This window comes from Sivoneniella epilithica UHCC 1019 (assembly GCF_040830845.1).
In the GTDB taxonomy this organism is placed as follows: domain Bacteria; phylum Cyanobacteriota; class Cyanobacteriia; order Leptolyngbyales; family Leptolyngbyaceae; genus ULC077BIN1.
The window spans coordinates 30,929-53,826 of sequence record NZ_JBFPDP010000006.1; the positions used below are offsets into that span (position 1 = coordinate 30,929).

19 protein-coding genes and 1 tRNA gene are annotated in these 22,898 nt (G+C 48.6%); 12 read left to right on the plus strand and 8 right to left on the minus strand.

Annotated elements, in window-relative coordinates; all coding sequences use genetic code 11:
• Positions 1 to 139: 139 nt before the first annotated feature.
• Positions 140 to 3,352, minus strand: a complete 3,213-nt coding sequence (locus AB3R30_RS05665) for a GAF domain-containing protein (protein WP_458648179.1) — start codon at positions 3,350 to 3,352, stop codon at positions 140 to 142.
• A 351-nt stretch (positions 3,353 to 3,703) separates the two neighbouring features.
• Here AB3R30_RS05665 and AB3R30_RS05670 point away from each other — a divergent pair, with 351 nt between their 5' ends.
• The 3 genes from AB3R30_RS05670 (at position 3,704) to AB3R30_RS05680 (ending at position 7,977) form a co-directional block, all read left to right on the plus strand.
• A complete protein-coding gene (locus AB3R30_RS05670) occupies positions 3,704 to 4,312 on the plus strand; it encodes an L-threonylcarbamoyladenylate synthase (RefSeq protein WP_458648180.1) in 609 nt (202 codons plus the stop codon).
• Between the two features lie 256 nt (positions 4,313 to 4,568).
• Positions 4,569 to 5,546 carry a sensor histidine kinase gene (locus AB3R30_RS05675; protein WP_458648181.1) on the plus strand — a complete coding sequence of 326 codons (978 nt, stop codon included), beginning with the start codon at positions 4,569 to 4,571 and terminating at the stop codon, positions 5,544 to 5,546.
• A gap of 364 nt (positions 5,547 to 5,910) precedes the next feature.
• Positions 5,911 to 7,977 (plus strand): S9 family peptidase, encoded by a 2,067-nt coding sequence (locus tag AB3R30_RS05680; protein WP_458648182.1) that lies wholly within the window; start codon positions 5,911 to 5,913, stop codon positions 7,975 to 7,977.
• Between the two features lie 16 nt (positions 7,978 to 7,993).
• Here the strand turns inward: AB3R30_RS05680 and AB3R30_RS05685 are convergent.
• Positions 7,994 to 8,065: transfer RNA gene (locus AB3R30_RS05685), tRNA-Lys, on the minus strand.
• Positions 8,066 to 8,265: 200 nt separating this feature from the next.
• Here AB3R30_RS05685 and AB3R30_RS05690 point away from each other — a divergent pair.
• The 3 genes from AB3R30_RS05690 to AB3R30_RS05700 all read left to right on the plus strand — a co-directional run bounded on the left by AB3R30_RS05690 (position 8,266) and on the right by AB3R30_RS05700 (position 10,743).
• A complete protein-coding gene (locus tag AB3R30_RS05690; protein WP_458648183.1) occupies positions 8,266 to 9,225 on the plus strand; it encodes a hypothetical protein in 960 nt (319 codons plus the stop codon).
• A gap of 4 nt (positions 9,226 to 9,229) precedes the next feature.
• Complete coding sequence (locus AB3R30_RS05695; RefSeq protein ID WP_458648184.1) at positions 9,230 to 9,760, plus strand: hypothetical protein; 531 nt, start codon at positions 9,230 to 9,232, stop codon at positions 9,758 to 9,760.
• Between the two features lie 263 nt (positions 9,761 to 10,023).
• Positions 10,024 to 10,743 (plus strand): hypothetical protein, encoded by a 720-nt coding sequence (locus tag AB3R30_RS05700; RefSeq protein WP_458648185.1) that lies wholly within the window; start codon positions 10,024 to 10,026, stop codon positions 10,741 to 10,743.
• An 87-nt stretch (positions 10,744 to 10,830) separates the two neighbouring features.
• Here the strand turns inward: AB3R30_RS05700 and AB3R30_RS05705 are convergent, their stop codons facing one another.
• The gene (locus tag AB3R30_RS05705; RefSeq protein ID WP_458648186.1) at positions 10,831 to 12,189 is read right to left on the minus strand and encodes a homoserine dehydrogenase; all 1,359 of its coding nucleotides are present in this window, start codon (positions 12,187 to 12,189) and stop codon (positions 10,831 to 10,833) included.
• Between the two features lie 270 nt (positions 12,190 to 12,459).
• On the opposite strand from AB3R30_RS05705, the gene AB3R30_RS05710 reads away from it, so the two are divergent.
• Positions 12,460 to 13,155: a hypothetical protein gene (locus AB3R30_RS05710; RefSeq protein WP_458648187.1), complete on the plus strand. Its 696-nt coding sequence runs from the start codon at positions 12,460 to 12,462 to the stop codon at positions 13,153 to 13,155.
• Here the strand turns inward: AB3R30_RS05710 and AB3R30_RS05715 are convergent.
• Positions 13,152 to 14,261: a peptidylprolyl isomerase gene (locus tag AB3R30_RS05715; protein WP_458648188.1), complete on the minus strand. Its 1,110-nt coding sequence runs from the start codon at positions 14,259 to 14,261 to the stop codon at positions 13,152 to 13,154. The two genes, AB3R30_RS05710 and AB3R30_RS05715, sit on opposite strands and share 4 nt — an antisense overlap.
• Before the next feature lie 229 nt (positions 14,262 to 14,490).
• On the opposite strand from AB3R30_RS05715, the gene efp reads away from it, so the two are divergent.
• The 5 genes from efp to pyk all read left to right on the plus strand — a co-directional run bounded on the left by efp (position 14,491) and on the right by pyk (position 19,377).
• Positions 14,491 to 15,048 (plus strand): elongation factor P, encoded by a 558-nt coding sequence (gene efp / locus AB3R30_RS05720; protein ID WP_458648189.1) that lies wholly within the window; start codon positions 14,491 to 14,493, stop codon positions 15,046 to 15,048.
• A 62-nt stretch (positions 15,049 to 15,110) separates the two neighbouring features.
• Positions 15,111 to 15,623 carry an acetyl-CoA carboxylase biotin carboxyl carrier protein gene (gene accB, locus AB3R30_RS05725; RefSeq protein WP_458648190.1) on the plus strand — a complete coding sequence of 171 codons (513 nt, stop codon included), beginning with the start codon at positions 15,111 to 15,113 and terminating at the stop codon, positions 15,621 to 15,623.
• A gap of 141 nt (positions 15,624 to 15,764) precedes the next feature.
• Positions 15,765 to 16,118: an ArsR/SmtB family transcription factor gene (locus AB3R30_RS05730; RefSeq protein WP_458648191.1), complete on the plus strand. Its 354-nt coding sequence runs from the start codon at positions 15,765 to 15,767 to the stop codon at positions 16,116 to 16,118.
• Positions 16,119 to 16,129: 11 nt separating this feature from the next.
• Positions 16,130 to 17,428, plus strand: coding sequence for a HEAT repeat domain-containing protein (locus AB3R30_RS05735; RefSeq protein WP_458648192.1), 1,299 nt, complete (start codon positions 16,130 to 16,132; stop codon positions 17,426 to 17,428).
• 158 nt (positions 17,429 to 17,586) lie between these two features.
• Positions 17,587 to 19,377: a pyruvate kinase gene (gene pyk / locus AB3R30_RS05740; RefSeq protein WP_458648193.1), complete on the plus strand. Its 1,791-nt coding sequence runs from the start codon at positions 17,587 to 17,589 to the stop codon at positions 19,375 to 19,377.
• Positions 19,378 to 19,404: 27 nt separating this feature from the next.
• On the opposite strand, the gene AB3R30_RS05745 is transcribed toward pyk, so the two are convergent.
• From AB3R30_RS05745 to lysA, 4 genes are all read right to left on the minus strand, one after another.
• A complete protein-coding gene (locus tag AB3R30_RS05745) occupies positions 19,405 to 19,557 on the minus strand; it encodes a hypothetical protein (RefSeq protein ID WP_458648194.1) in 153 nt (50 codons plus the stop codon).
• Between the two features lie 27 nt (positions 19,558 to 19,584).
• Positions 19,585 to 20,334 (minus strand): isoprenyl transferase, encoded by a 750-nt coding sequence (locus tag AB3R30_RS05750; RefSeq protein WP_458648195.1) that lies wholly within the window; start codon positions 20,332 to 20,334, stop codon positions 19,585 to 19,587.
• A gap of 83 nt (positions 20,335 to 20,417) precedes the next feature.
• Positions 20,418 to 21,389: a diadenylate cyclase CdaA gene (cdaA, locus tag AB3R30_RS05755; protein ID WP_458648196.1), complete on the minus strand. Its 972-nt coding sequence runs from the start codon at positions 21,387 to 21,389 to the stop codon at positions 20,418 to 20,420.
• A gap of 57 nt (positions 21,390 to 21,446) precedes the next feature.
• Positions 21,447 to 22,895 carry a diaminopimelate decarboxylase gene (gene lysA / locus AB3R30_RS05760; protein WP_458648197.1) on the minus strand — a complete coding sequence of 483 codons (1,449 nt, stop codon included), beginning with the start codon at positions 22,893 to 22,895 and terminating at the stop codon, positions 21,447 to 21,449.
• Positions 22,896 to 22,898 lie beyond the last annotated feature (3 nt).

The window sequence follows — 22,898 nt, forward strand, 5'->3', positions numbered from 1 at the left end:
AACGCAGGAGAAAGGGAGGAAGAATGTTTCAAAGTCCCTCTCCCAGAGCGAGAGGGATTTAGGGTGAGGGCTATTGGGAAAGTCGCACATCGCGTATTTATTGGAATAGATTGATTCAAAATCAAAAGTTATTGACAACTTATAGATACTTGATCAGCATCAATTCAAGCTGAACGATATCGAGTGGTTTACTCAGATAATCAGTGGCACCCTGAGACAAAAAGTTTTCGCGATCGCCTGCCATTGCCATCGCAGTTACGATAATCACAGGAAGATCGTGTAGATCCGATTCAGCCCGAAGTTGCTTGAGTAGATCAAGTCCTGAGAGGGTTCGCGATAGCTGTACATCCATCAATATCAAGTTTGGGCTAGAGCATCGGACTCGCGCTAGAAAGTTTTCACCATCGCCGATCGCGTCTACCTGATAGCCGATCGCTTTCAGGTAATCTTGCAGCAAAGTTGCGCTAACTCCATCATCTTCAACGAGCAAAATCCGCCCTGTGGATTGTTGAGGTTGGCAGGTTGATGGATTAAGGGTAAGAGACGGCGATCGCGGAGGGGCTGCGATTGGCACATCGGGCAAAAACAACGTAAATTTACTACCCACACCTAACACCGATGAAACAGTTATATCACCACCATGAAGCCGTGCTAATTTGCGCGTGAGTGCCAGTCCTAATCCAGTTCCAGCATATTGACGAGTGAGTTGGCTATCCAGTTGGCTAAAAGGCTGGAATAAAAGATTGAGTTTGTCGGCAGGAATGCCAATACCCGTATCAGCAACGATAAATGAAATTCCTTGAGGCTGTTTATGCACCCTTAAAGAAACAGTGCCAGCCGGCGTAAATTTAACCGCATTGGAGAGCAGATTCAGCAACATTTGTTTGAGTCGTCGCTCATCGGCAGTGCAAAATTTAGCGTCAGCATCCAATTGGCTAACTAATTGCAATCCTTGCAGAGTCGCTTGTTCTTGCACCATGGTCAGGCAATAGCGGCAGAGATCATGAGCCGCTAAAACCTTTGGCATGAGAGTTTCTCGCCCAGCTTCAACTTTTGCCAGATCTAAAATGTCGTTGATTAAGGTTAGTAAATGTTCGCCGCTACTGTGAATATGGTTGATGTATTCAAGCTGCTTGGCGCTGAGGCTGCCAAAAATTTCTCGCTGCAACACTTGGGATAAGCCCAAAACGGCGTTGAGCGGAGTGCGGAGTTCGTGGCTCATGGTCGCCAAGAAATCGGTTTTAGCGCGATTTGCTGCCTCGGAAACTCGTTTTTCTTGGTCTAATTCTTGAGTGCGTTGCTGAACGAGTTGTTCTAGATATTCGTAGCTTTGGGCATTGTAGAGGGCGATCGCGGTTTGGTCAGCAATCCGTTGCAAAAACTGCACTTCCTCTAAGGTGAAGGTGCGATAGCAGGTTGTAGTGTGTAGACTAAGCGCTCCAAACAGTTTTTCACGAATGAAAATTGGCGCACACAACACGGATAGGGTTTGACCCTCATTCACTTGAGTTTGTCGCCCCGGTGTTGCAGTCAATTGAGCCATATCGATTACATAAAATGCCCGACCTTGATTAAAATCTGAGTTGGGGTCTGCTAAGTCAGCCCAGTCTGAAAGGGTAAATGTTTGGTTGATTAGAGAGGGAATTATTGGGTTGGCAAGCCATTCATTGCGAACCCGAATTAGGTCGCTAATCGTGAACATCAATACGCGATCGACCTGGAAACTTTCGCCGGTGCGATCAACAATTTCTTGCAAAATATGACCCGGGTCTCGGCTAGAGTTGACTGCTTGACTCAGTTGGTTTAGCACCTGTTCTCGTTGGGCTTGGTGCTGCAACTGGCTAAAGAGTTGGGCTTGCTGAATGGCGATCGCCACTTGCACCGCTAGTTTTTGCACCAAGTCAATTTCAAAGGACTGCCATTGGCGGGTTGCCCGACAGTGATGCACCGCTAAAACTCCCCAAAGCTGGTCACCTTGGGAAAGCGGAACCACTAACTTGGCTTTCACCTGGATTTGCTGCATAAACGCTAGATAGTCTGGGGTCAAATAGTGCTGAGTGATGTCGTCAACTACATAGGTTTGCCCCTGTTCGTGCAGGACGTTATTACCTTGATACCAAATTTGATGCGCGTTGTGCTGAGTGCTAAGCGCCCATTCGTTATCTACGGAAGCAGCGACCAAAACTCCATGATGGGCATCAAAGCGATAGACTAAAACGCGATCGGTCTGCAAAAAATGCCGAATTTCATCGACAGTGCGATGCAAAATTTCTTCTAGATCCAAGGATTGGCGAATTCGCAGGGCGATCGCCCCTAGCAAATGATCGCGATCGGCTTGCTGCTGCAATTGTTCTTCAGCGTGCTTGCGTTGCGTAATATCAGAAACGGTTCCTTCGTAATAAAGAATTTCTCCGCTTGTCCCATAAACACAGTGAGCATTTTCTGAAATCCATATAATGCTGCGATGTGTCAACCCATCCTGACGGGAATCGCGGCGATAGACCTGGGACTCAAACCCAGAAACCGATCCTTGCTGCTGCATGATTTTTAGAAACGCAGCCCGTCGAGTCGGATCAACATAGAGTTGATGCTCAATCGTCTTTAAATCAGCAATCAGTTCCTTGGGTGACGAGTATCCATAAAGACTCGCCAGGGCATAATTAGCGCTGAGGTAATGCCCCTCTGGTGACGTTTGAAAAATTCCTTCCGTGGCATTTTCAAAAATGCTGCGATATTTCGCTTGGGACTGCAAAACAGCCGCTTGATGGGTCAGGGCTGCTTGGGTTTGCTTGCGCTCGGTAATATCGACAGAAATACCGACGAAACCAATCGGGCGATCGCGATCGTCTCGCAGCACTGTATTTTTTGCCTCTGCCCAAAACTGAGAACCATCTTTGCGACACAGAATGAGTTCCCCTTCCCACAAATCCGACTTAAATACCTGACTGACCATTTGGCGGGCGATCGTTTGCCCCTTTGCCTGACCCTGCATAGGTTTCAATATCGCCAGAATCTCCTTACCTAAAACCTCTGCTGCTTGCCACTGGTAAAGTTTTTCAGCATAACTGTTCCAATGGGTAATGCCCCCATGTAAATCGGTCGCAATAATTGCATTGCAAACTTGATCGAGTAGAGAGGCTTGAAAGCAAAGCTGATCCAACTGCGCTTGCTGTTGCTGCTGAATTTTCTTGAAATGAGCTTGCAGATGATAGTGTTCCGTTTTCGCAGACAAAAATATCCGCTGCAATTCATTAAATGCAGCCTCATCGCGGCAATATTGGCGCAGGTTGGGGATATGACTCAGCCCCATATTATCCCCAGAGAAGTTTTCTATATCTTCACAGCTTTTCACAATGTAAAATTCTATGCGGTAGCAAACCCTAAAAGCTTATTTAACCTGATGTGCAACTAAAGTCATCCCTCATCCCCTTCTACCCAAGGCAGGAGAAGGAGAGCAAGATTTCTCAAAGTCTCTCTCCCGCTCTGGAAGAGGAATTTAGGGTGAGGGCTATTGGGATAGTCGCACATCGCGTTATTTAACAAGTTCGCTTAAAGCTACCTTAGTCTAATCGCCTATAAAACGGTAGTAGCTTGAATACAGCTTGCAAAAACACGCTGATTAAGCAGGTATCAACCCATAAATTACCCATAAATTGGTCAGAACGAACTATTTCTGTCAAACACATCTCCCTCATTTAGTCTTATGCCCCAGGCTTCTTTAGATGAATTGACGACCCACGTTTCTGCCGGGTCACATTTAGCCAGTTTCCCAACGGATACAGTTCCTGCTTTGGCGGCTCAGCCTGCTCAAGCAGCGCTCATCTATGTGGCTAAGCAGCGCAGTTTGGATAAACCACTCATTTTAATGGCGGCAACGATGACAGATCTTTGGGACTATGTGAAAGGCACTGAAACAGAACGGCATTCCTGGGAAAAAGTCGCTAACCGATATTTGCCAGGGGCGTTGACGTTGGTGCTACCTGCGAGCGATCGCGTTCCCCCGGTGATGAATCCTCACCATCTCACAACGATTGGGGTGCGCGTCCCTGATCATGCGATCGCTCAGGCGATTTTGGCTCAAACGGGTGCCCTGGCAACCACTAGCGCTAACCTGTCTGGGCAACCACCGCTAGAAACAATCAGCGAGATTGAAGCTCAATTCCCAACTGTCCTGACCCTCTCACCCCATGAGAGTCAGCGGATTGCCGGACAGGTTTCGCTGACGGCTTCAGGAATTCCATCTACCGTAATTCGCTGGAATGGTGGCGGCTGGGAGGTTTTGCGGCAGGGAGCCGTTCGTTTAGAACTTTAGCGATCGCGGCTACCTGAGATCTTGCACCAATCTCAATTACAAGTTTCTCCCGCCAAGAAATGAATTTCCTGGCTCATAGCAAAAGTCTTCTAAAGAAGACTGGGTAAAGAGTTGAGTCCATTTTAATGGACTTGAGATATTAGCCCGGATTTCATTCCAGGGCGATTGCTGCGATAGGTGCGGGCAAATTTTTAATATTTGCTGGATTTATTTTCTCTGCGATCAAGGTTTAAACTGGAGTTTCGCAAGTGAGAAAATGTCGATGAATTTAGGATGGCTACTGATTGGGCTGGTGATTGGAGTGATAGTAGGCTGGCAAATTCGCCGTCCGGCTATATCCTCGTCGCCTCACTCAATAGCAGCCTCCGACCTGAATGATCAAACTGCCTTCTCTACTCACGCAGAAACTCAGTCGCAGCAATCGCTTCAATTGGCATATGAAATGGCAGCGGAGATGAGCCGTTTAAAGGGAGGTTTTTTGGCGCGAACTTCCCATGAACTGCGATCGCCCATGAGTGGGCTAATTGGAATGCAGCAGTTAATTTTGGCAGATTTGTGTGACACTCCAGAGGAAGAACGAGATTTTGTTAAACAGGCGAATGAATCAGCATTACGCATGGTGAAGGTGCTAGATGATGTGATTGATGTTGCCAAAGTGGAACATGGCACTAGTGAACTAGCGCTGCAATCAGTGCAACTCAATATGCTGTTGCTGAATCTCTACACTGCAACCCATTTACAAGCCCAAAATCGTAACTTACAGTTGCATATTCCATCGGTAAATGAAGTGCTTTATGGGATGGCTGATCCGCGTCGATTACAGCAAGCACTGATCCATTTAGTGGATGGGGCGATCGCAAATTTGGAGGATGGCAGCATTACCGTGCTGCTGGGCACAGTGGCTTCGGACTCGATTCAGCTTTGGATTGATCAGCCAATCCCTGCGACTGTGTGGAATCAACCGCTAGAATTTTTGCCCCCTGCGATCGTGCCGTTGGAGTCAGTTTTGGAAAATACCTTGGAGAAAGCAGCGATCGTGCAGCAGGCAACCACGTCCTTTCCTTCGCTGAGCTTTATCCGATTGTTAGCTGAAAAACTATTGATTTCCATGGGTGGGAACTTGGAGATTCTTTCTTTGCCAGACTCACTATCCCTAAATCAAGCCCGGATTCAATGCACAATTCCTCTGGCTGTTACACCAATTCAAATGGAGAATGCGACAGATTTGAGTTGAGACCGTAACTGAGTAAAGCTTCTACAATTCAAGGCATTGCTGAATGCAGACATGATTTTCATTTGTAGGGGTAGCGCCTTGTGCCTACCCTTGCTGGGATAAGGGCAACCACAAGGGATTGCCCCTACGAATTTCATATCTAGATTCAGCAACGCCCAATTCAAAACTCAAAACTCAAAACTCAAAACTCAAAACTCAAAACTCAAAATGGTATTACCCAGGCTGAGAATGTTTCTATGGCATGATTGCATAGGGGTATTGCCCTCCGCTATCCATCCACACAGCATCTACATACAGGCGGATGGGGTATCTCTACGAAACTAGATACAGTGCAAGTTTACACCCTTAATTAGACCCCCTAAAGATGAATTATTCTAGCAACCCACCTTTGGACGCGCCGAGCGCCGAAAAGCGCCCCCATGTTTTGTCGATTCATGGCGATCGCCGAGTGGATGATTACTACTGGCTGAGCGATCGCGATGATCCCCAGGTGATTGCTTATTTGGAAGCCGAAAATGCCTATACAACTGCGATGATGCAGCATACGGAAGCACTGCAAACGGCTTTGTATGATGAAATGCTGGCTCGGATTCAGGAAACCGATTTATCAGTGCCTTATCGCAAGGGCGACTTTTACTATTACTCGCGCACCGAAGCGGGAAAAGCCTATCCCATCTATTGCCGGAAGCAAGGCAGTCTAGATGCATCTGAAGAAGTGTTGCTGGATCAAAACGAGCTAGCCGCAGACCATGAGTTTTTCACATTGGGCGCACTCGCGGTCAGCCCGAATCATCAAATTTTGGCATATTCCACGGATACGACTGGCTCTGAGCGCTATACCCTTTGCTTTTTGGATTTAACGACTCGCCAGCTTTATCCAGAAACGATTCCCGAAACCTATTACGGGGTAGTGTGGGGCAACGACAACCAAACCGTGTTTTATACTCAACTGGATGCTGCCAATCGTCCGTTTAAGCTGTTTCGCCATTCGCTAGGCAGCGCGATCTCAGACGATGTATTGGTTTACCACGAGCCAGATGATTCTTACTTTTTGGGTATCGGCAAAACCCGCAGTGAAGCCTATATTTTGCTTGAACTGGGCAGTAAGGTAACTTCTGAGGTGCATTTTCTCGATGCCAATCAGCCAACGGGAGACTTTCAGGTGATTCAGCCGCGATCTCCAGGGATTGAATATACCGTGGAGCATCACAGCAGCGTTTTTTATATCACGACCAACGAAGACGCGCTCAACTTCAAGCTGATGAAAACGACCGTGACCTCTCCCGCCAAACAGCACTGGGAGCCAGTGATTCCCCATCGCGAGGATGTGCTGCTAGAAGGCGTGAGCGCTTTTACCAACCATCTCGTAATCTACGAGCGGGAAGCCGGATTGCCTACTGTGCGAATTCGTCAGATTGCAACGGGTGAAGAACACGAGATCGCTTTTCCGGATGCCACTTACAGCGTCGGCGAAGATGCCAATCCTGAGTTCAATACTGCGATTTTGCGGTACAGCTATACCTCTCTGGTGACTCCGCGATCGGTGTTTGATTATCATCTTGATACCCGCGAACAGGAGCTAAAAAAGGAAACGCCTGTGTTAGGTGGATATGAGCGGCAAAACTATGCCAGCGATCGCCTGATGGCAACGGCAACAGACGGGACTAAGGTGCCGATTTCGATTGTTTACAAAAAAGGGATCGAGCGCAAGGGCACCAATCCCCTATTGTTAACGGGCTACGGTTCCTATGGCTACAGCTATGATCCAGGGTTTTCATCTAGTCGCCTATCGCTGTTGGATCGCGGGGCAGTGGTGGCGATCGCCCACATTCGCGGCGGCTCAGAAATTGGACGACGCTGGTATGAAGATGGCAAGTTCCTCAAGAAAACCAACACCTTCACCGACTTTATCGCCTGCGCCGAACATCTGATCGAACAAGGCTGGACTTCTGCCGATCACCTGGCGATTTCGGGCGGCAGCGCGGGTGGCTTATTAATGGGAGCCGTGATCAATCTGCATCCCGACTTGTTTCATGCCGTAGTCGCTGATGTGCCCTTTGTGGATGTCGTCACCACCATTTTGGATGACTCTCTGCCGCTGTCGATTTTGGAGCGGGAAGAATGGGGCGATCCTAACGACAAGCTTTACTACGACTACATGAAAGCCTATTCACCCTATGACAACGTGCAAGCAAAAGCCTACCCCAATCTGCTGATCACGGGTGGACTCAATGATTCTCGTGTGTCCTATTGGGAGCCTGCCAAATGGACAGCGAAACTACGCGCCCTCAAAACTGACACTAACACTCTACTGCTGAAAACCAATATGGGAGCGGGACACGGTGGCGCATCCGGACGCTATGAAAGTCTGAAGGAAGGCGCGTTTGAATATGCTTTTTTGCTAGACCAATGGAATCTAGCAGAAGGTTAGAGATTTGATTTGAGGATGGGACGCCTGGGATTCGAACCCAGGACCAGTCGGTTAAAAGCCGAATGCTCTACCACTGAGCTAGCGTCCCGTATTGCTTTTGGCAACGTTTTTCACTATAGCACAACACGAATGCTTAATTAGGACAATATTTCCCAAACTAGACCAAAAGCTACGAGGGTTAGGCGATCGCAAAGTAAATTGGAAAAACTTTCTAATCAACAAAATTTTTTAAGTGGGCACCCTTCACTTTAAGTGGGCATCCTTGATGTAGAAAAGTTGTCATTTCCTATGAAAGATCTGAATCGCCGTCAAAACGTTGTCCTACCCCACGCAGAATCTGCCTACAATCTGGGAAAAGTTCAGCAAAAGTTGGAGAATGCCGAAAAAGATATTCAACGTTTACAAACAGAAAAAGACGAGAAAGAGGAATTAGCTGACAAGCTTGAGCAAGAGAAAAAAGACCTATCTGAAAAGCTAAAACAAGTACAGGCAAAACAAGACAGCCTAAAGGGTGGCAAAGAAGGACTATTTGAAAAGCTTGAGCAAGAGAAAAAAGACCTATCTGAAAAGCTAAAACAAGTACAGGCAAAACAAGACAAACTACAAGATGAGAACGAAGAACTAGCTGAAAAGCTTGAGCAAGAGAAAACTGAAAAACACAGCTTTCAAGAGCGGCTTGAACAAGCCATGCAGGATTTGGGAATTTCCCAGGATGAGCAAACTCAAGCGATCGCGGATCGGGATAAAGCAATTTCATCTCGCAACTCTGCGATCGGTAGACTGGGTGGCTTGATTGCCAATAATAATCGCCTACGCGAAAAGCTAGAGGCTCTAAGGACTCAAAACGAATCCCTACGAAACAACTTGAAACTTGCGATTGAGCAGGTTGTTGCCGCCAACCAGCAGCGTGAAGCGTTCCGAGAAGGATATCAAAAAATTAAAGCAGCCTACCAAAAACTCAAGGCTGCCTATCAGAATCTCAAGTTAGACCAACAAAAAAGAAACGCTCGAATAGAGAAGTTGCAGACCGATATTGAACGTCTCAAGACGGGTTATAAAAAGTTGAAAGTGGAGCATGAGCAGCTAAAGATAAGTCATGCTCAAGACTTAGTAACACAAGATTTACTAACACAATACACAGCAAAAATTGTAATGGCTTATCAAAAGATGAGTTTTGTTGAGCGATCGCAACTGACATCAGAATTGAAGTTGTTGCTTGATCAACTTGAGGAGAATCATCCAGGATAATCTTATGCAACGAAAAGCAAATAAAACTAGGGACGAGGATTTAGAACAAGATCTGACCGATGAAGACTTCAAAGCAATGGAAGATCATCTATCGGCAATGGAAGATCATTTGTTTAATGCCGGAGTAGGCATCTTGCAAGCTGCAAAAACGCAGGAGGAGCTATTCAATACGTCAATTGAGGCAATTCAGGAAGCTTTAGAACCAGGCAGTACTGGAGTAGAAGAACCGAGAAAGTTCCTTTCTATGCCATCCGATGAGCAACCGCAGGAAATCTCGCTTACGGCAATTTGGGAAAGGCTGGGCAAAATTGAACACCGTCTGGACTACTTGATTGAGCATCTGATTTCAGTTCCAGTGACGAACCCTTCTAAACTACAAAAGCCACCCGAAACTATTGACTTGGTGGATTCTGAATGGACAGAAAAGAGCCTGAAGAAAGCTTATAAAACTCTTGCTACTGTGCGATCGCAGCTTGGAATTACAGCTAAAACCTGGAGGTCGGCTGTGAATGAAGCCAACTCTTTGAAAGTGTGATAGGTGTTTTGTCAAAAAGCTGCACAACTCTAGGGACTCGCTATATCCAGAGAGTTGGGTTGTTTAGGAGCGAGATCGACAACAATTAACCAAGTGGCGGAAAACCGAAAGCTGGTGCTATTGATGTGATCGCCCATCACTTAATCTTCTAGCAAGATGTCGATCGCGCTACCTCCAAACCGCGATCGCTCAAAAAAGACGGAACTATTGCTATACCTGTATCGTCTACCCATTGTCTAGCAGCACTTTTGTAGGAGGGCATCATGCAAGTACTCAATCGATGGCAGGTCGGTTCAGCGTGGGTGGTTATCGCCGGAATTACAGCAGGGGCGATCGCGCCATTCACCGTGTCCCCAGCAGCGGTTGCCACTCCAGCCCCTTATACCGTTGCTCAGCTTTTCCCCTCCGCTCAGCCTCCTGGCGTTGTCATTCCGGCTGGGGCGAGAATTCCCGTGCGCTATCTGGGCACCGATAAATTTGTTGTGGTTCCCACTGAATCTAAGCCGTTAATCCTGTCGGTGGCTAAAAATATCCGTGCTGCCAACGGTGAGTTGTTGATTCCCGCAGGCAGCGAGGTTAGAGGTCAGCTTGTGCCCGTGAATGGCGGAGCGCAGTTCGTTGCAGATACCCTGATTTTGCAAAATGGTAGCCGGGTTGCGATCAATGCCAATTCTGAGATCGTGACGACTAAAGACGTGGAAGGAAACGGCATTAATGGCAATGCAATTTTGAAGGGGGCTGGGATTGGGGGCGCAGGGGCTACAGCGGTTTCAGCGATCGCGGGTAGACGCAGAGTTACAGTTGGTAAAGTATTGCTGGGTGCGGGGTTAGGTGCCGCAGGCGGCTTGCTTTTAGGTCAAAAACCAACCAGTGATGCGATCGCCCTAAAGCCCAACACGGATCTAACGCTAACTCTCAATTCGCGCCTTGCCTTGGAACCCAATTACTCCAGCTATCAACCCTCTGGCTATCCTCGCTACTAGGGGGCTTCGGGTTTCAGGTGTCAGGGGAAACCTCAAAACTCAAAACTCAAAACTCAAAACGTTCTCATTGCCTCCATCTTCCCCCTATTACAACACCCTCAACACACTAGCCACGCGGTTGACAGATGGCATGGCGCGAATTTCAGCCAATGCTTGATGGAAGTTGCCTTCGCGCACGTTGTGGGTAACAACGACAATTTCAGCAGATTCGCCGTGGATATCGGTTTGCACCACTGATTCCAGGCTGACGTTGTGATCGCCAAAGCAGGTGCCTAGCTTGCCAATCACGCCGGGAGTATCGTTAGTGGAAAATCGAGCGTAGAAGCGGGTGATTAGCTCATCCATGGGGGCGATCGCGCAATAATGTTGATGCGAACACGCCAGCAGCGGATCAAGTAATGCTTTACCCTCTAGCGAGGTTTGGCTGCCACGTCCCACCGTCAAAATTGCAGCAATATTCAAAATATCCGACACGACCGCGCTGGCAGTGGGTCCCGCACCTGCACCAGGACCAAAAAACATCACCTGTCCAACTGGATCACCTTCAATCAAAATTGCGTTGTTGACATCATTAACGCTGGCAAGTGGGTGAATTTTGGGAATGAGGGTTGGATGCACTCGCACTTGAAGGTGTTCCGGGTCGTCTGGGGCTATTTGAGGAGTGCGTTTCGCGACTGCCAGTAGTTTGATCACAAAACCGAGCTTGTCAGCATAGGCAATATCCGCCGCGCTTACCTGACGAATGCCTTCACAATGCACCTCTGGCAATTTGATCCGTCCACCAAACGCCAAGGATGCCAAAATCGCGATTTTGTCGGCAGCATCGAGTCCGTCTACATCGGCAGTGGGGTCAGCTTCGGCATAGCCTAACTGTTGGGCATCCGCCAAAATATCGGCAAAGTCGCCGCCCTCGGTTTGCATCCGCGTCAGGATGTAGTTTGTGGTGCCGTTGACAATGCCCATCACCGTATGAATCCGGTTGGCGCAGAGGGATTGCTTGAGTGGCTCAATCACCGGAATGCCGCCGCCCACTGCTGCTTCCAGCAAGACGTAGACTCCTGCTTCCGTGGCTGCGGTAAAAATTTCATCGCCAAAGCGGGCGATCGCGGCTTTGTTTGCCGTTACGACATGCTTTCCATGGGCGATCGCGGTTAGCATCAGCGATCGCGCAGGCTCTAATCCGCCGATGACTTCTACTACAATATCCACCGCCGGATCGGTGACAATGCTTTCCAGGTCGGTAGTGAATCTATCGGCGGGTAAATCCACGGCACGGGGCTTATCGAGCGATCGCACTCCCACCCGATACAGTTCCAACTCTGCCACCAATGGGTGACGCTGCACTGGATTTAGCAGAATTTGTGCCGTTCCAGTGCCCACGGTTCCCAACCCCAACAAACCAATTTTGAATCCCACGGTCGGCTTATCCTGAATCGCTTCTCCCACCAATTTTAGGCGAGAAAGGAATGGGAAATTACGAATAGCGAATGATGAATGGCGAGTGACGAATGACGAATGATGAATTGCCCCTTGCCTCCTGCCCCCTCGCATAAAACTCACAGTTCAGTTCGATAGTTTTACAGCACAGATTGAGAGTCATGTCTACGGAAAGTTGCAGAGGCAGACTGTAGTGAATATCACGGCACCGACACCGAAAGCAAGTCGGCTGCTATTCAGCTTTTTCTCAATAACAGGGTTCTTCTATCTTTCTGGTTTATGGATTTTTCACCCATAGACCAATACCAGAACGTTCTATTTTGCTGGCTTGGAGTTGACCAAAAGCAAAAGATTGTGCTGCGGATTTTTATTCACCGTCGGAGTTTTCAAGGGATGAAGATGAAGAGATTACTAGGGGCGATCGCGGTTGGTTTCATTGGTGGAGTTTTGCCATTGGCATCTTCAGCCTATGCAGACAGTCCAAACTATGCAGACAGTCCAAACCCGAAAATAAGCTGGGTGCAGCCTAAAGAAACTTTGCTGCGGGTCACCCTCAGTTCTAAATTTACCGATACTGGAGAACGCATTCTCAATGTGGATTTGGTGCGCGGCGGCGAAGTGCTAGAACGCCTTCAAGCGGTGTCTGGCAAGCCTCGGAAGCAAGCTTTTCGAGTCGGGCGTGAATCGAAAGCGGGTTCGCGGGAACCATTACCTCAAGGAATTTATGCGATCGGGCAGGTGGATCGGCGTGCAGGACTGCCATTCGCCATGGGAAAGACATTTATTCCAGTAACCCCGCAGTTTGCCACATCCCGCAGCGGCATTGGCATTCATCGCGATGCCGATCGCATGATTCCAGGGGGATCGGGAACTATTGGCTGTCTCGGTCTGCTGAACCAAACCGGGATTGAAACCGTCGCAGACTTTGTCGCCACCCACAACGTTAAAACGCTGATTGTCGATTATGGACTTTAAGTAGGCTCCTGAAACTTGTCTAAGCCTTCAATCACCTTGGCAGATTCAATCTTATCGCCTGCCCGAAGTTCCTTCAGTACTTCTTTGCCTTCTACCACAAAGCCAAAAATGGCATAGCGTCCATCCAGCAAATTTGCCCCGGCGGGAGTTAGCTCAGAGTCGAATAGAAAGAAGAAAAACTGAGAGGAGCCGCCATTTGGATCGGTATCCGGACGCGCCAACGCCATTGCGCCATAGGCAGAGAACGGTAACACAGGCTGTTCGCGGAACCGTCCCGCATCTTCTAAGGTGATGCCATAAACGGGAACCAGATCAGCTTTGACTTTGACTTCCAAGGGAATCGCTCGGTATTGCTTAGTTTTAGGATCAACAAAACCAACTTCCGCTCCGGGGGGATCGCCCACTTGCAGCACATAGGATTCTTCTGCACGGGTAAAGGGCAGCCCGTTATAAAAACCCCGCTGGACTAAATCGATAAAGTTGCCAGCGGTCACAGGGGCGCTATAGCCATCAATCACTGAAATAATTTTGCCTTTGTTGGTGGTAAATTCCACCTTTGCGCGTCCTTTTAGCTGAGGCAGATTGCGATAGGTTTCAGGAACCTCATAAGGAAACTGCTGCACCATGAGTTCTTCAATTTGTCCGACCAAATTTAGGACTTTGGCTCGTTCAGTCATGACCTGAGATCGATCTTTTGCTTCATTTGCGGCTTGCAGATCGGGTAAAGCGGTTTTGATCTGGTCGAGCAAGGCGATCGCGGTGGGCTGTTGGTCGCTGGGAATACTTGCCAAAATTGCCGCCTGTTTATCGCTGGCAATGCGCGTAGCGCGGCTAATATCGCCTGTAATCGCGCCCCACCGACTTTGTGATCGCAGCTTTCCAGCAATATCTTCCAAACTGTCTTGCAGATCTCGGATTGCAGTATTGTCGATGGGTAAGGCGTACCGTAACAAAGCATTGCCGTCAGTGATGGCATTACCCGCAGGTAAGCGACTAATTTGAATCGGCTTGGCAGCGCTTAGCCCGATCGCAAAGCTCACTAGCAGGAGCAGGTTCAGCCCCATTTTTAACCAGTGCTTCAGGAGATTTATTCCAGGGTATTGCATGTCTACTGCTCGCTAAATTGGCACAACGGTTGAGCGCTTAGACTAGCCGTCTCAATCTATTATTTTGCCATAGGGCGACGCTGAAAATGCTGATGGATGTTTGGCGATCGTTCTGGCGATCGCGGGGATAAATTAGTTTTGCTGAGGTTCGTTTAGCGGGATTGATTGATTGCGCTCATCTGAGCGGTAAAATGAATTGCCAATCATTATTTGCTAAAGCTCTAGACCAATGATTTCCAGTAATGATTTTCGACCGGGCGTGAGTATTGAACTGGACGGTAATGTCTGGCGAGTGGTGGAGTTTCTCCATGTCAAGCCAGGAAAGGGAGCCGCTTTTGTTCGTACCAAGCTAAAGAATGTGCAGACGGGTAGTGTGGTAGAAAAAACGTTTCGAGCGGGCGAAACGCTGCCTCAAGCCAATTTGGATAAAGCAACGATGCAATATACCTATAAAGATGGCGATAGCTTTGTCTTTATGGATATGGAAAGCTATGAGGAAACTCAGTTAAGTGTTGCCCAAATTGGCGATCGCGTTAAGTATCTTAAAGAAGGCATGGAAGTGAACGTGGTTCGCTGGGGTGAGAAAATTATGGAAGTGGAACTGCCCAATTCTGTAGTGCTGGAAGTTACCCAAACGGATCCAGGCTTCAAAGGAGATACCGCCACGGGTGGAAACAAGCCTGCCATAGTGGAAACGGGTGCCCAAGTCATGGTGCCTTTGTTTATTACGACGGGCGAACGCATCAAAATTGATACTCGCACGGATAGCTATTTGGGACGCGAGTAAGGTGAATTGAAATTTTGAGTCCCGATCATTTCTAGCCCCTATCTAAGAGGTTTGCACGCACTGTGTCGCTGAATTTGAATGAACTCCGTGAACTGCTAGCCGCGATTAACCAGACGGATATTGCAGAGTTAACGCTAAAAAGCTCCGATTTTGAGTTGGTTATCCGCCGAGGCTTGCGCGGAGATGAACAACTGCTGGCAGGGTCTACCCGGATGGGCACTCCTGAGCTAGTGTTCTCATCTTCACCATCGGCAATGGCAGGAGGGGATGCTAAGTCTTCAGATGTTGCACCATCCCCCTCAACAACTGTGACGCTGCCCCCCAACAGCGATCGCCGCTATCTCGAAATTTTGTCTCCCATGGTCGGGACGTTCTACCGCTCCCCTGCGCCGGATGAACTGCCCTTTGTGGAAACGGGCGATCGCATTCGGTCGGGGCAAACCGTGTGTATCATTGAGGCAATGAAACTGATGAATGAAATTGAGGCAGAAGTAACGGGAGAGATTATTGAAATATTGGTTCAAAATGGAGAGCCAGTGGAATATAATCAGCCACTAATGCGGGTGAATCCATGACCCATAAGTAGCTTTGGGATAAATGGATACCCGTAAAGTTCTCATAAAGTTTAATTAAGGTTATTTTCCTCCCTTGCGGTGTTCCGAGTGACTCGTTAAAATCTGGGGATCAATGCTCCTCAAGTCGTTTCATAATTGCTCATGAACTCTTCCCAGCCGGTTCCGCCAGAAGTTGTTCAACAACTGGCTGCTTACTTCAGTGTCTTAAGTGAACCCACCCGTCTCAGAATATTGAACTTGCTTCGAGATGGTGAAAAATGTGTGCAGGATTTGGTTGAAGCAATGGATACCAGTCAAGCAAATGTTTCTAAGCATTTGAAGGTCATGGTGCAAGCAGGCATATTAAGCCGACGCAGTGAAGGAACGCTGGCATATTACAAAGTGGAAGATGAACTGATTTTTGAACTCTGTCATTTAGTCTGCGATCGCCTAGCAAAACGCATCGAAATACAGGCGCACAAGTTTCGTGCCTTCAGCTTTTTAGGAAAGCGATAAGGTCGCTATTTATGGCGAGTTGGGTCAGTCAGTTACAAAACATTGCCCAGCAAGGCGACTGGGCTGCCGTGACTCAAGCGCTACAGCAGCAGTATCATGCAGGCGACTGGGCACAATTATCACTCGACGAAACGGCTGTGTTGGTTAGTCTCGCGATCGCAGCGCTGAGATCCGGCGACTTTCAAGACCGCTGGGATATTGCTAAAGTATTTTCCGGCTTTGGAGATGCGGCAATTTTGCCATTGATCAACTTGGTCAAAGATGATGACGAAGAATTAGACACTCGTTGGTTTGCAGTACGCCTTTTAGGAAAAGCCCATCATCCTGCTGCAATTCAAGCATTAGTGGAACTATTAAATTCTGACGAAGATGACCTTAGCACTATGGCATCTGAGGTCTTGGCAACCTTTAGTACTGATGCGATCGCCCCCTTAAGCGATCTATTGAGGGCATCTCAAACCCGCTTACTTGCTGTTCAAGCCTTAACGCAGATTCGCCATTCTGCCACGATCTCGCCCTTGCTCACCGTAGCGCAAGATGATGATCCCACTATTCGGGCAGTGACCATTGAGGCGCTGGGTAGTTTCCATGATCCCCAAGTACCACCGATTTTAATCCAAGCTTTAAGCGATCCATCTGCGTCTGTTCGCCGCGCGGCGATCGCCGGATTAGCCGTTCGCACCGATCTGACCGAGAGTTTAGATTTGGTAAGCCGCTTCGTCGATCGCCTATGGGATCTAAATATCGGCGTTTGCCAACAAGCTGCGATCGCCCTTGGACGAATCGGCACCAATGCAGCAGTCGATGCCCTCAGCCGCACAATTGTCGCCGCTAATACCCCCGCAACCCTGCAAATCGACAGCGTTCGATCTCTGGCACGAATTGGTACACCATCGGCATTCAACGCCCTAGAAACTCTGCTAGACCATCCAAGTCGTCATGTAGCTGAGGTTTATCAAGAAAGCGCGATCGCCTTAGGACGGTGGACTGATCCCACTGTGAAAAACTCAGCCGCTCAAGCCCTAGGGCAATCTTTAACAAAATTTGCTCATGATCCCCGCATTCAGCAAGCAATCGCGCTGGCACTCGGTCAACTCCAGCACCCTATCGCGATCGAGCCATTGATCCAGCTTTTGGCAAATCAGGATATGGCAGTGAGGCTCCACGCGATCGCGGCACTGAAGCAGATTCAGCCCCAACAAACCCATCAGAAGCTTGAAGAATTACAGAATAGCCAAGAGATTTCCCCAGAGTTACGCCACGGGATCGCGATCGCGCTGCAAGAATGGCAGATTGAATTGCCCCAATAATATGCCAATAACGTGATAGTATCCCCTTGCTGACTTCAAATGCTCTCTTTCCCAACCCTTTTCGCTATTGCTCCTATGCCTCAAGGGAGACATTTTAATAAAGCGTCCCAAAATCAAAGTATTTGAGTTTTCAGTAATCCTTACCCTCACAGCCATCCATGCAATTGCAAGCATCCCAGCGCCGAACGAAGATTGTTGCAACGATTGGTCCCGCAACAAGCAGCCCGGAAGTGCTGCGATCGCTGATTGAGGCTGGGGCGACCACTCTCCGACTCAATTTTTCTCATGGCACCCACGACGACCATCAGCGTAGCGTTCGGTTGATTCGGCAAATCTCCTTTGAGTTGAATCAACCGGTAGGAATCTTGCAAGATTTGCAGGGTCCAAAAATCCGACTGGGACGCTTTGAGGATGGCTCCATTGTCTTAAAAACGGGCGATCGCTACATTCTCACCAGCAATTTAATGATGGGAAACCAAACCATGAATTGCGTCACCTACGAACCCCTCGCCGATGAAGTGCCTGAAGGTGCCACGATTTTGCTAGATGACGGCAGAGTGGAAATGCGCGTGGAAGAAGTGAAGCGATCGGCAGGTGAACTGCACTGTCAGGTCATAGTCGGTGGCGTACTTTCCAATAACAAAGGCGTAAACTTTCCTGGCGTATATTTATCCATCAAGGCAATCACCGACAAAGACCGCAAAGACCTGACTTTCGGGTTAGACCAAGGCGTAGATTGGGTTGCGCTTAGCTTTGTTCGCAATCCGCAAGATGTACTGGAAATTAAGGAGCTAATTTCTGCCGCCGGAAAGCAAGTGCCTGTGATCGTCAAGATTGAGAAGCATGAAGCGATCGAGGAAATGGAATCTATCCTTTCCATTAGCGATGGCGTGATGGTGGCACGGGGGGATCTGGGTGTGGAACTGCCTGCTGAAGATGTGCCCATTTTGCAAAAGCGCCTGATTGCCACAGCAAATCGACGCGGCATTCCAGTGATTACCGCCACCCAAATGCTTGACAGCATGGTACATAGTCCCCGTCCGACTCGTGCCGAAGTTTCAGATGTGGCAAATGCGATTTTAGATGGCACCGATGCGATTATGCTCTCGAATGAAACGGCGGTGGGCAAATACCCGATCGAAGCGGTAAAAACCATGGCGCAGATTGCCCTACGGATGGAGCAAGAGCCACCGATTCGGCAGATGACCGACAGCGGGCGATCGATTCCCAATGCGATCAGTCAAGCAGTCGCACGGATTGCCGGACAACTGGATGCGGCTGCCATCATGACTCTAACCAAAAGTGGCGCAACGGCTCGCAATGTTTCCAAGTTTCGTCCCCAAAAACCAATTTTGGCAGTTACTCCCCATGTAGACGTGGCGCGACAACTGCAACTAGTCTGGGGCGTAAAACCGCTGCTCGTTTTGGATTTGCCTTCAACCGGACAAACTTTTCAGGCAGCCGTCAGTGTTGCCCAAGAAAACCAACTGCTACAGGAAGGAGATTTGGTGGTGATGACAGCGGGAACACTCCAGGGTGTTTCTGGCTCCACAGATTTAGTGAAGGTGGAAGTGGTAACCGCTGTGCGCGGCAAAGGCATCGGCATTGGGCAAGGTGGCTCGGTTAGCGGTAGAGCCAGAATTTTGCACAATGGTTTTGAAGCCAGCACTTTTAACTCAGGGGAAATTTTGGTAGCGTCTAGCACTAGCGCCGATTTAATTGAAGCGGTACGAAAAGCCTCTGGAATCATTACAGAAGATGGCAGTTTAACTAGCCATGCTGCTGTCATTGGGTTAAGGCTAGGAATTCCAGTAATCGTGGGCGTGAAGGATGCTACTTCCGCAATTCGGGAAGGCGAGATCATCACGCTAGATATGCAGCGCGGTTTGGTTTATTCCGGTGCCAGTGCTAGCCAAACCGATGCAGCCCTCTCTCCGGCTTATCCTTAATGGTTAAGGCAGGGTTCAAATAGGGGGTTAATTGGCAAGTTCACTTGGAAGATTGGCTTTGACATACTCGGATAGACCTTTACCGCCTCCCATGGGATCAAGCGCATACTCATTCAGCAATTGAACTACGGCATTCGCGTGATCAGGCGTATCAAGCTCTGCATTAACAACGTCAATCATGGGTTGATTCTTGATTTCTTAAATGGCTCACAATTTTCCAAAGCGGCGTTCGCGCTGTTGATAGTCGCGCAGAGCATAATGAAATTGAGCGCGATCGAAGTCGGGCCACAGCGTATCTGTCACATAAATCTCGCTATACGCCATTTGCCAAAGTAGGAAGTTGCTGAGGCGCATTTCGCCGCTCGTGCGAATCAGTAGATCTGGGTCACAAATCCCAGCGGTATAAAGATGGCGCTCAAACTGTGCTTCATCAATGTGTTCTGGATCAATCAACCCTTGCTGAACTTTTTGAGCGATCGCCCGACATGCCTGCACAATCTCCTGCCGTCCCCCATAATTTTTCGCAACCGTAAACTGAATGCCCTGATTATTTTGAGTCGCTACCACCGCTTGATCAATTCGATTACGCAGCACCTCAGGCAATGCACTCAAATCCCCGGCAAACCGAATTCTGACATCTGCACGGATGAGTTCTTCCAATTCTCGTCGCAGCACCCGTTCATACAGCGTCATCAAAAATTCAACCTCTTCCAATGGTCGTCCCCAATTTTCGGTTGAAAAGGAGTAGACCGTCAGCGCTTGAATCCCCCAATCTTTACAACAGCGAAGTAATTCCTTTAAAACATCTGCTCCCCGTTGGTGCCCACGAATCCTAGGCATTCCGCGCTGCTTTGCCCAACGACCATTGCCATCCATAATCACAGCAACATGTTTGGGTAGGCGTTCTTGTAGAAGATCAGCAGGCAACTTTTGTAAGGCAACTGAGTGTGCAGTCATGGTTTCTCCAGATTCGATTGTGCCCTAAGTCCAGTGAAGCTCAGGCTAGGAAGATTTGGGTGTATCGCCTATCCAGTCTTTATCTACTTTTTATGTTTATGCCATGGTATTACTTGTTTCACTAGCGACCATGAATTAGCAGCGAGTTGGCGACCCATGGTTCCCAAATTAGGGGCAACTGCTTCGCGATCGACAGATTGAGATAAACGCGCATCCAAAAGCTCCTTTAGTTTACTGCTCGTCAAAGGACGATTTAGCATTCCCCGTTCCGCTAGGGAAATAGAGCCTGTTTCTTCAGATACAACGACACAAATGCAATTTTCGACCCGTTCTGTAATCCCCATAGCTGCCCGGTGCCGAGTGCCCAACTGACGGGAAGCGGCGCGTTCAGACAACGGTAAAATCACGCCTGCTGCCACAACTCGGGTATCGCGAATCAGCACTGCTCCATCATGTAATAGCGTACTGGTCTGAAAAATTGTTTGTAAAAGCTCTTTTGAGACTTCTGCATTGAGGCGCACTCCTGGCACCGAAAAATCGCGTTCATCAATGGGGCTGGCGGTTTCAATAATCATCAATGCGCCTGTACGATTTTGAGAGAGTTCCTTTACTGCATCAACCAGTTCGTCTACCGTATCAGTAGACTTGTGGGCGCTCCGCTGATAAGGCTGAATGAGTTGTAAAAGCTGACCTCGACCCAACTGCTCTAAAAAACGACGAAATTCCGATTGCAGAATGAATGCCATTGCGACGGCTGAACCAACCACTAAATTATTTAACACAAAGCTAAGAAGCTTTAGCTCCAAGCGTGTGCTAGTGGCAGCCGCCAGCATCAAAACAATAAATCCCCGCACCATCCAAAGAGTCCGCCGTTCCCCAATGATGACTAGCATCATATAGGTTAGGGTGACGACCAACCCAACATCCAATAGTGACCAGACCGCTTCAGCAATATTTTCAGGCAAAAATCTGGTGAGCAGGTTTTGGAAGGCTAAAAAGCATAAGGGTTTTGTCCAACTAGGGTTCGCCAGCCATTGCTTCCACAAATCTCCCATTGATCTGGTTGAACCTTTCGCCGTTTAAGGTCATGCCGTGCTAGACAGTGAGACTATTCACTCTAAGCCTCGATCGCTCCCTTGTCGTAACCGTTCCGGCAACCGATCCTGACGAATCAGGTCGTCATAGGTTTCGCGCTGTAGGATCAAGTTTGCTTCGCCACTGTTGACCAGTACTGCGGCTGGACGAGGAATGCGATTGTAGTTGGATGACATGCTGTAATTGTAAGCTCCTGTTGCAGGAATGACGAGAGCATCTCCCGGTTCTGCTGCTGCTAATTTGGCATCTTTAATCAGCACATCGCCCGATTCGCAATGTTTTCCGGCGATCGTAATCGTTTCGGTGAGCGGGGTAGACATGCGATTGGCAATCACTGCCCGATACACCGATTGGTAGGTGATGGGACGAGGATTATCCGACATACCGCCATCAACTGACCAGTAAGTCCGAACGTTCGGAATGACTTTTTGCGCGCCTAGCGTATAAGCCGTGACGCAGGCAGAGCCAATCAGCGATCGCCCTGGTTCGGAAATGAGTTTTGGATAAGGCACCTGATGGGCATCACAGGCTTGGGCGATCGCTTCTGATACTGTTTTTACCCAGGCTTCAATGCTAGGGGGATCATCTGATTCGGTGTAGCAAATCCCTAACCCGCCACCAATATTCAAAATTGCGATCGGTAAACCATAATGAGTTGCTTTGAGCAACCACTGCACCATTACTGCCGCCAAATCATGGTGCGGTTCTAGTTCAAAAATCTGTGAGCCAATGTGGGCATGTAGCCCAACACAAGATAACTCTGAATGCTGGCTCAAAAATTGAAAAACTTGATCCAGTTGATCGGGATCAAAGCCAAATTTGCTATCAATACTGCCCGTCCGAATGTAATCGTGAGTGTGACACTCAATTCCTGGCGTGAGCCGAATCATGACGCGGATTGGCAAAGCAGAGTGTGGAGGGCGGAGTGTGGAGGGGCTTGAATGCTGCTCATTAGAAATTTCCGCTAGGGTCTTTAGCTCCAGCCAGTTATCCACAACAATGGTGCAACCAGAATCAGCGGCAAACTCCAGTTCTTCCCGTGATTTATTGTTGCCATGAAGATACAGATGGGTCGAATCAACGCCTGCTTGCAGTGCTGTGTAAAGCTCCCCCCCAGAGACGATATCAATTCCTAACCCTTCCGATGCCACGATCGCGCAGACCGCTAAACAGTTCCATGCTTTAGATGCATAAATGACTTGAGACTCACCCGGATAATATTTTATAAAAGACTCTCGATACTGGCGACACGCAGTCCGCAACGTGTCCTCATCTAATATATAGAGGGGAGAATCGAATTTTTGCAACAAATCAACAACATCGCAACCGCCTACCTCCAAGTGATCCGCCTGATTCACCTGAGCAGTGAGCGGAAACACTTGCTGGTTGGGTGAAGGCGCCGCATTAGAAAGGTCTGACAAATAGCGACGACCAGATTGAGTTTCAGTGGGGAGAGTCGATACCATTGC